This is a genomic window from Streptomyces sp. (genome assembly GCF_035645055.1).
Classification (GTDB): Bacteria; Actinomycetota; Actinomycetes; order Streptomycetales; family Streptomycetaceae; genus Streptomyces.
In genome coordinates this window covers 17,720-27,018 of the sequence record NZ_DASQNH010000026.1, presented here as the reverse complement: position 1 = coordinate 27,018, position 9,299 = coordinate 17,720, and the positions used below count along the sequence as shown (strand labels likewise).

5 protein-coding genes are annotated in these 9,299 nt (G+C 70.1%); 1 reads left to right on the top strand and 4 read right to left on the bottom strand.

Annotated elements, in window-relative coordinates:
* The 3 genes from VE614_RS08800 to VE614_RS08790 form a co-directional block, all read right to left on the bottom strand.
* The coding region (locus VE614_RS08800; RefSeq protein WP_324934403.1) for an NAD-glutamate dehydrogenase at positions 1–3,555 on the bottom strand (3,555 nt) is incomplete at its 3' end.
* A gap of 461 nt (positions 3,556–4,016) precedes the next feature.
* On the bottom strand, positions 4,017–4,697 hold the full coding sequence (locus VE614_RS08795) for an HAD family hydrolase (RefSeq protein WP_324934401.1): 681 nt from the start codon (positions 4,695–4,697) through the stop codon (positions 4,017–4,019).
* A gap of 55 nt (positions 4,698–4,752) precedes the next feature.
* Positions 4,753–5,268 carry a DUF6912 family protein gene (locus VE614_RS08790; RefSeq protein ID WP_324934399.1) on the bottom strand — a complete coding sequence of 172 codons (516 nt, stop codon included), beginning with the start codon at positions 5,266–5,268 and terminating at the stop codon, positions 4,753–4,755.
* A 306-nt stretch (positions 5,269–5,574) separates the two neighbouring features.
* Between VE614_RS08790 and VE614_RS08785 the strand changes: the two genes are divergently transcribed.
* Positions 5,575–6,150 carry an Rv3235 family protein gene (locus tag VE614_RS08785; RefSeq protein ID WP_324934397.1) on the top strand — a complete coding sequence of 192 codons (576 nt, stop codon included), beginning with the start codon at positions 5,575–5,577 and terminating at the stop codon, positions 6,148–6,150.
* A gap of 124 nt (positions 6,151–6,274) precedes the next feature.
* Here the strand turns inward: VE614_RS08785 and secA are convergent, their stop codons facing one another.
* Complete coding sequence (gene secA / locus VE614_RS08780; RefSeq protein ID WP_324934395.1) at positions 6,275–9,085, bottom strand: preprotein translocase subunit SecA; 2,811 nt, start codon at positions 9,083–9,085, stop codon at positions 6,275–6,277.
* Between the last annotated feature and the right edge of the window lie 214 nt (positions 9,086–9,299).

Sequence of the window (9,299 nt, the reverse complement as noted above, 5' to 3'; positions counted from 1 at the left end):
ACCGAGCTGGGTCAGCCCGAGGTTGCCACCCTCACCGACGACCTTGCAGCGCAGCGCCGAGCCGTCGACGCGGATGGCGTCGTTGGCCTTGTCGCCCACGTCGGCATGGGTCTCCGAGGACGCCTTGACGTAGGTGCCGATGCCGCCGTTCCACAGCAGGTCGACTGGCGCCGTGAGGATGGCGCGCATCAGCTCGGCCGGCGTGAGGGCAGCGACGCCGTGACCGGAGAAGCGCGCCGGGTCGAGCCCGAGCGCCTCGCACACCTCCGGGGCGATCGGGACGGACTTCGCGGTGCGCGGGTAGACGCCGCCGCCGGGCGAGATCTTCGAGCGGTCGTAGTCGGCCCACGACGAGCGGGGCAGCGCGAAGAGCCGCTTGCGCTCGGCGTAGGAGGTCGCGGCGTCCGGCGTGGGGTCGAGGAAGATGTGCCGGTGGTCGAAGGCGGCCACGAGCCGGATGTGCTCGGAGAGCAGCATGCCGTTGCCGAAGACGTCACCGCTCATGTCGCCGATGCCCACGACGGTGAAGTCGTCGGCCTGCGTGTCGACCCCCATCTCGCGGAAGTGCCGCTTGACCGACTCCCACGCGCCACGGGCAGTGATCCCCATGGCCTTGTGGTCGTAGCCCGCCGAGCCGCCCGAGGCGAAGGCGTCGCCGAGCCAGAAGCCGTAGTCCTTGGCGACGCCGTTGGCGATGTCGGAGAAGGTCGCGGTGCCCTTGTCGGCGGCGACGACCAGGTAGGTGTCGTCCCCGTCGTGCCGGACGACGTCCGCCGGGGGCACGACCTCGCCGGCCACCATGTTGTCGGTGATGTCGAGCAGCGCCGAGATGAACGTCTTGTAGCTGGCGATGCCCTCGGCCATCCACGCGTCGCGGTCGACGGCCGGGTCCGGCAGCTGCTTGGCGACGAACCCGCCCTTGGCGCCGACGGGCACGATGACGGTGTTCTTCACCATCTGCGCCTTGACCAGGCCGAGGATCTCGGTGCGGAAGTCCTCGCGCCGGTCCGACCAGCGCAGACCGCCGCGCGCGACCTTGCCGAAGCGCAGGTGCACGCCCTCGACGCGCGGCGAGTACACCCAGATCTCGAACGCCGGGCGCGGGGCCGGCAGGTCCGGGATGGCCTGCGGGTCGAACTTCATCGACACGTAGTCGTGCGGGCGGCCGTCCTCGGTCTTCTGGAAGAAGTTGGTCCGCAGGGTCGCCTTGATGACGGTGAGGAAGGACCGCAGGATGCGGTCCTCGTCCAGGCTCGCCACCTGGTCGAGGGCCGCGTCCAGCTCCTCCAGGAGGGCGTCGACGATCTCGTGCCCGGCACGCTGCCGCTCCGGCGACATCCGCGCCTCGAACAGGGAGACCAGGAGCCGCGTGGTGTGGACGTTGTCGCGGAGGGTGTCCTCCATGTAGTCCTGGCTGAACGTGGAGCCCGCCTGCCGCAGGTACTTCGCGTACGCCCGCAGCACCATCGCCTGCCGCCAGGTCAGCCCGGCGGTCAGCACCAGCGCGTTGAAGCCGTCGTTCTCGGCCTGACCGGTCCAGGTGGCGGCGAAGGCGTCCTGGAAGCGCTCACGGGCGTCGTCGCTGGTGTACGCGCCGTCCGTGGCGCCGTTCTGCGCCTTGGGCATCCGCAGCCCGAAGTCGTAGATCCAGGCGACCCGGCGGTCGGCGCAGCGCAGCTCGTACGGCCGCTCGTCCATCACCTCGACGCCGAGCCGGTTGAGCACCGGCAGCACCTTGGACAGGGAGACGGCCTCGCCCGTGCGGTAGATCTTGAAGCGGCGCTCGTCCGGGCCCGCGCCCACCGGCTCGTACAGGCTGAGCCGGAAGTCCTGGTCCGCCTCCAGCCGTTCCAGGTGGGCCAGGTCCGCGACCGCGCTGCGCGGCGAGTGGTCGGCCTTGTAGCCCTCGGGGAAGGCGTCCGCGTAGCGGCGCGTCAGCTCCGCCGCGCGCTCCTCGCCGAACTCGGCGTTCAGCGCCTCCGCGAAGCCGTCGGCCCAGGAGCGGGCGGCGTCGACCAGCCGGGTCTCGATGCGCTCCTTGTCGGCGTCGGACAGCTCCGGCAGCTCGGTGCCCTGCGGCACACGGACCACGAAGTGCAGCCGGGACAGGATCGACTCGGTGTTCCAGGCGGTGAAGTCGACGCTGATGCCGCCGAGTTCCTCCTTGAGGATGTCGATGATCCGCAGCCGCACGCCGGTGGTGTAGCGGTCGCGCGGGAGGTAGACCAGCGCCGAGTAGTAGCGGCCGTACTCGTCCTGGCGCAGGTAGAGCCGCAGCCGGCGGCGCTCCTGGAGGTAGAGCACGGAGGTGACGATGGCGCGCAGCTCGTCGACGGGCGTCTGGAACAGCTCGTCGCGCGGGTACGTCTCCAGGATCTGCAGCAGGTCGCGCCCGTCATGGCTGTTGGGCGAGAACCCGGCGCCCTCCAGGACCGCTTCGACCTTGCGCCGGATCACCGGCACCCGGCGCACCGACTCGGTGTACGCGGCGGAGGAGAACAGGCCGAGGAAGCGCCGCTCACCGATGACGTTGCCGTCCGCGTCGAACTTCTTGACGCCGATGTAGTCCAGGTACGACGGCCGGTGCACGGTCGCGCGGCTGTTGGCCTTGGTCAGCACCAGCAGATTGTGCTCGCGCGCCTTGGCGCGGGCGTCGGCGGGCAGCCGTTCGAAGGACGGGCTGACCGGATGCTGGTCCTCGCCCGCGTGGTGCGGGTCGGAGCGCAGGATGCCGAGACCGGTGCCGGGGACGGCGGCCAGGGCGTCGTCGTCGCGCAGCTGATACTCGCGGTAGCCGAGGAAGGTGAAGTGGTCGTCGGCCAGCCAGCGCAGCAGCTCGCGGGCCTCCTCGACGTCCTGTACGGGCAGGTCGGCGGGGGCCGGCTCCTGGGACAGGCCGTCCGCGAGACGCACGGCCGCCTCGCGCATCTTGCCCCAGTCCTCGACGGCCTCGCGGACGTCGGACAGCACGCGCAGCAGGTCGGCGGTGATCTGCTTCAGGTCCGCGCGGTCGGTCTCGCGGTCGATCTCGACGTGGATCCAGGACTCGATGTGCGCGTCGTGCGGCAGCTCGCCGGCGGGCCGGGTGGTCAGCACCTCGATCAGCTTGCCGGCGACATCCCGGCGCACGGTGACCTGCGGGTGGATGACGGCATGGATGCCGCGGCCCTGCCGCGTCAGCTCATTGGTGACCGAGTCGACGAGGAACGGCATGTCATCGGTGACGACCTCGACCACGGAGTGGCTGCACGTCCAGCCGTTCTCCTCGACGGTCGGGGTGTGGACGCGCACGTTGGCCGTGCCCTGGGGGCGGTTCTCGGCCAGTCGGTAGTGGGAGTAGGCGGCTCCGAAGACGTCGACCGGGTCGCGGTCGGCGAGGTCCTCCGGGGCGGTGTGCAGGTAGTAGCGCTGGAGGAACGCGAGCACGGCCTCCCGGTCGGGGGTGCCGTGTTCCGTCGTCCCAGTCGGTAGGTGCCCCCCGACCGGGCTGTTCTCAGCTACCCGGGCGGCCCTGTCGAGCAGCTCGGCCTTGGCTTCGTCCAGCTTGGTCTGCATTGTCCTCTGGCTCCTGTCGCGCGCCGTTGCGTGACGTAGAAGGAAGTACGGTCTCTGCCCTTCCGGCGTGACGTCGAGACACGGGGTGTCCGGTCTGCTTCGACGCTATGCCGCAAGAGGAGATGAGCGGGGGGTTATCAGCCATTTCCGGCGCGTACGACGGACCCCCGAAGGGGGCCTCGGATTCCCCGGCCCGCCCGAGAAGACCAGCGACCGCCGCCCGGTCACGGATGTCATCCGTGCGTCCCGGGCGCAGGGCAGGGGCAACGCCGCCCCCGCGAACTATCGCGCTGATCACGCCACCAAGGCTATCGCTCCTTACCGGGGGCCCGTCATGAGCCGTATGTGTACAAAACAGGGACCAGAACTTTGACAGTCTGCACAGTCCGCCCCACGCAGCGCGGCAGCCGCATCCCGCGCGGCTGCGGGACCGCACCAATGTGACGCCCCCCCGGAAGGGGCTACGCGGCCATCACCAACCGCTGCGCCTCCGCGACCGCCTCCCCCAAGGTGTCCACCACCGGCACCCCCACCGCCTCCAGGCTCTTCCGGCTGTGCGACCCCCCGGCGTACAGCACCGCCCGCGCCCCCACATGCCCCGCGGCGACCGCGTCGTCCGCGGCGTCCCCGATCACCACCGTGCGCACGGGGTCCACCCCGCCCGCCCCGGCCAGCGCAGCGAGGTGCCGCACCATGTGCTCGGCCTTGCTCCCCCCGGAGGGCCCGGTACGCCCGTCGACGCGTACGAAGTGACTCTCGATCCCGAACTCCCGCACCAGCGGTACGAGCTCCTCGTGCCCGTACATGCTGAGGATCGACTGGCTGCGCCCCGCCGACCGCCACCCCGCCAGCAGCTCCACCGCCCCCTCGGTGAGCCCGCACCGCACCCGGTGCTCGGCGTAGTGCCGATGGAAGGTCCCGTCCATGACCTCCCACTCGGCCGCGGAGGGCAGCCGCCCGAGCAGCCGCTCGTAGAACTTCGGCACCGGCACGCAGTACAGCGCCCGGTACTGCTCCAGCGTGATCGGCTCGAGTCCCAGCTCGGCGAACGCCGCGTTCGTCGCCCCGATGATCGCGTCATTGTCGTGGAACAGCGTGCCGTTCCAGTCCCACACAATGTGCGCGGCTTCCGACTTCCCCATGCCCAGAACCGTACCCGCCGCCACCGACAATCAAGAGACGCCCAGGTGAGCGGGCTCAGCCCCCGAGCCCCACCAGATTCGGGATCTCCTGCGTGGCGTACCACAGCAGCTCGTGGTCCTCGGCCCCGTCCACCACGAACTGCGCGTCGTCGTCCCCGCCGTCCGCCGCCTCCAGCGCCTGCGCCGCCGCGGCCACGTCCGCCTCGGCGTCCCCGGCGTCGACGTGCACGGAGGCCGCCTTCGCCAGCGCCACCGGCCCGGCCACCCGCACTTCGCCGAGCGCCGCCGGGTCGAGCCCCCGGTCGGGGTCGGCCGTCGCCCCGCCGTCGGGTACGTCGACGGCGACGACGACTCGCCGGCGTGGTGCCCGCGCGTCCGCCGCGAGCAGCCGCAGCGAGGCCAGCGCGGCCCGGTTCAGCGCCGCGTACTCCAGTTCCTCGATGTCGTCGGAGAGGTACCACTCGCGCAACGCGGGCGTGACGGCGTACGCGACGAGCGGCCCGGCCCCGAGCTCTCCCGTCCTGTACGCCTCGGCGAGACCGGGGAGGGTCAGGGGGACGTAGACGCGCATGGCTGGCCGCTTCTTTCGTGGTCGGAGGGCCCCGCAAGGCTTCGGCGAGCCTTCAGGATACGTGCGGGCGTCCTCTTTCGGGCCCCTGCCCGCGCCTCGCGAGCCGTCCACCCGGCGCCCGGAAATTCACCCGCCCCACCTCGCCGACCAGGCCTTCCGCACCCGCGGACCATCCGGATAGGTGAACCGTCCGGCCGCCCGACCCGGTCCCGCGCCCTCCTTGCCGCCGCGCCCGCAGCCCCCGTACAAGATCACCACCAGCAAGTTACCGCCCGGTATTCTCCGGGCCCAGCGAACGGGGCTCCCATGAACAAGGTCATGACCAGGACCCAGCACCACCCCGCCACCCACCCCGGCACCCGCCCGCCGACCCGTCGTGACACCCGCCGCGACACCCGCCGCCCGGGCGGCGCTCCACCCCGCGTCCGGCACTCGCCCACGCCCCTCGACCGGACCGCGGACGGCCTTCACCCGGCCGCGCCCCCCACCTCGCCCGCACCCCTGCGCGTCCCGCCGCGGACCCCGCGCCGCCCCGTCCCGCAGCCCCGCCCCACGGACGTCTTCGCCGACCGCCTCCTGCTGGTCCTCAGCGGCCGGCGCCCGGTCCACTCGATGCTCGGGCACACGGTGGGACGCGCCTACGACGACCTCGCCCACCTCGCCGAGACCGGCCCCCTGCGCTCCCCCGGCCCGCGCCCCGTGGTCCGCGACGTCGGCTACTACGTCCCCCGCCCCGGCGCCTTCGAGGCCTTCGCCCGCATCGGCACCGGCGACCGGCTGCGCGCCATGGCCTTCCGCCTGGAGCTGGGCCGGGACCACCGCTGGCGCTGCACGGCGGTGGAACTGGACGGCCCCCGGCAACCCCGCGCAGACGACGACTGACGCAGGGACCGATCACGCCTGACGACGGACACGGCGAAGGGCCGGGCACCCACGTACGAACTGGATGACCCCGGCCCTTCAGGCAACTGCCGCTACGCCACCACGAGCGCTGCGGCCCCGTCACCTACTTCTTGCGGCGCCGCCCGCCCTTGGCCTGCTTGCGCCGCTCCGCGCGAGTGAGACCGTCGGCGGAGGAGCGCACCGGCTCGTCCTCGGCGAAGTCGCCTTCGATGGTGCCGCCCTCCCCGTCCACGGTCGGCGCGGTGAAGTGCAGGTTCCGCCGCTGCGGGGCCTCCAGGCCCTTGGCGCGGATCTCCGGACGGGAGGCGCCCGCCTGCGCCGGCACGGAGTCCTGCTTGGTCAGCTCCGGCTTGGCGTCCTCGACCGGGACCTCCTCGACCTGCTGCTCGACCTGGACCTCCAGGTTGAACAGGTAGCCGACGGACTCCTCCTTGATGCCGTCCATCATCGCGGTGAACATGTCGAAGCCCTCGCGCTGGTACTCGACCAGCGGGTCCTTCTGCGCCATCGCGCGCAGGCCGATGCCCTCCTGGAGATAGTCCATCTCGTAGAGGTGCTCGCGCCACTTGCGGTCCAGGACCGACAGCACGACCCGGCGCTCCAGCTCACGCATGATCTCGGAGCCGAGCTGCGCCTCCCGCGCCTCGTACTGCTCGTGGATGTCGTCCTTGATCGACTCGGCGATGAACTCGGCGGTCAGACCCGCGCGGTCACCGGCCGCCTCCTCCAGCTCCTCGATGGTGACCTTCACGGGGTAGAGCTGCTTGAACGCGCCCCACAGCCGGTCCAGGTCCCACTCCTCGGCGAAGCCCTCGGCGGTCTCCGCGGCGATGTAGGCGTCGATGGTGTCGTCCATGAAGTGCCGGATCTGGTCGTGCAGGTCCTCACCCTCCAGGACACGGCGCCGCTCGCCGTAGATGACCTCGCGCTGACGGTTGAGAACCTCGTCGTACTTCAGGACGTTCTTACGGGTCTCGAAGTTCTGCGTCTCGACCTGCGACTGGGCGGACGCGATCGCGCGGGTGACCATCTTGTTCTCGATCGGCACGTCGTCCGGCACATTCGCCATGGACATCACGCGTTCGACCATCTGGGCCTTGAACAGCCGCATCAGGTCGTCGCCGAGCGAGAGGTAGAAGCGGGACTCGCCGGGGTCGCCCTGACGGCCGGAACGACCGCGCAGCTGGTTGTCGATACGGCGGGACTCGTGCCGCTCGGTGCCGAGCACATAGAGGCCGCCGAGCCGCTCGACCTCTTCCTTCTCGGCCTTCACGGCCTGCTCGGCCCGCTTGAGCGCCTCGGGCAGGGCCGCGGCCCACTCCTCGATGTGCTCCTCGGGGTCGAGGCCGCGCTGGCGCAGCTCCGCCTCGGCGAGGTCCTCGGGGTTGCCGCCGAGCTTGATGTCCGTACCACGACCGGCCATGTTCGTGGCGACGGTCACGGCGCCCCTGCGGCCGGCCTGGGCGACGATCGACGCCTCACGGTCGTGCTGCTTGGCGTTCAGCACCTCGTGCTGGATGCCGCGCTTGCTCAGCTGCTGCGACAGGTACTCGGACTTCTCGACGGACGTCGTACCGACGAGGATCGGCTGCCCCTTGCGGTGCTTCTCCTCGATGTCGTCGACGACCGCGGCGAACTTCGCGACCTCGGTGCGGTAGATCAGGTCCGACTGGTCCTTGCGGACCATGGGACGGTTGGTCGGGATCGGGACCACGCCGAGCTTGTAGATCTGGTGGAACTCGGCGGCCTCGGTCATCGCCGTACCGGTCATGCCCGAGAGCTTGTTGTAGAGGCGGAAGAAGTTCTGGAGGGTGATCGTGGCGAGCGTCTGGTTCTCGTCCTTGATCGGCACCCCTTCCTTCGCCTCGATCGCCTGGTGCATGCCCTCGTTGTAGCGGCGGCCGGCGAGGATACGGCCGGTGTGCTCATCGACGATCATGACTTCGCCGTCGATGACGACGTAGTCCTTGTCCTTCTTGAAGAGTTCCTTGGCCTTGATCGCGTTGTTCAGGTAACCGACGAGCGGCGTGTTCACCGACTCGTACAGGTTGTCGATGCCCAGCCAGTCCTCGACCTTGCTGACGCCGGACTCGTGGATGGCGACCGTGCGCTTCTTCTCGTCGACCTCGTAGTCGCCGGTCTCCTCGATGCCCTTGAGCGGCTGGCCGGCCTCACCGCGCTTCAGACGGGTGACCAGCTTGGCGAAGTCGCCGTACCACTTGGTGGCCTGGTCGGCCGGACCGGAGATGATCAGCGGCGTACGAGCCTCGTCGATGAGAATCGAGTCGACCTCGTCGACAATGGCGAAGTTGTGCCCGCGCTGGACGAGTTCCTCCTTCGACCACGCCATGTTGTCGCGCAGGTAGTCGAAGCCGAATTCGTTGTTCGTGCCGTAGGTGATGTCGCACGCGTACTGCTCGCGGCGCTGGGCCGGCGTCATATTGGCGAGGATGCAGCCGACGGAAAGACCCAGGAACTTGTGGACGCGGCCCATCATCTCGGAGTCGCGCTCGGCCAGATAGTCGTTGACCGTGATCAGGTGGACGCCGTCACCGGACAGGGCGTTCAGATAAGCGGGCAGCGTGCCGACCAGGGTCTTGCCCTCACCGGTCTTCATCTCGGCCACATAGCCGAGGTGAAGGGCGGCACCACCCATCATCTGCACGTCGTAGTGCCGCTGCCCGAGGACGCGCTTGGCGGCCTCGCGCACGGTGGCAAAAGCCTCGGGGAGGAGATCGTCAAGACTCTCCCCATCGGCATACCGCTGCTTGTACTCATCGGTGAGGGCCCGCAGCTCGGCGTCGGAGAGGTCGACGAAGTCCTCTTCGATGGAGTTGACCTGGTCCGCGATGCGGTGCAGCTTGCGCAGGATCTTGCCTTCGCCTGCACGCATGAGCTTCGAGAGGACGGACACGGGGGTTGGTCTCCTTGCCGGTCGGGCCTGGGACGGTCGGTTTCCTTCTGACGTACTGAGCAACGGCCATCGTATGCGAGGACCCGGCCAGGCCGGGAGGCCCGCAGTGACGCCTGCTGTGACGCCTGCACAGGGGACAACGGCCGGAAGTCGCCGATGGTGCCGCACGCCCCCACCGAATTCCACGAATGGTGACCACACCATCACCCACGGA

What these genes read in the sequence shown, in the direction of transcription:
- VE614_RS08795 (WP_324934401.1), bottom strand. Translation starts at nt 4,697, where the DNA reads ATGGGGAAGTCGGAAGCCGCGCACATTGTGTGGGACTGGAACGGCACG.
- VE614_RS08790 (WP_324934399.1), bottom strand. Translation starts at nt 5,268, where the DNA reads ATGCGCGTCTACGTCCCCCTGACCCTCCCCGGTCTCGCCGAGGCGTAC.
- VE614_RS08785 (WP_324934397.1), top strand. Translation starts at nt 5,575, where the DNA reads ATGAACAAGGTCATGACCAGGACCCAGCACCACCCCGCCACCCACCCC.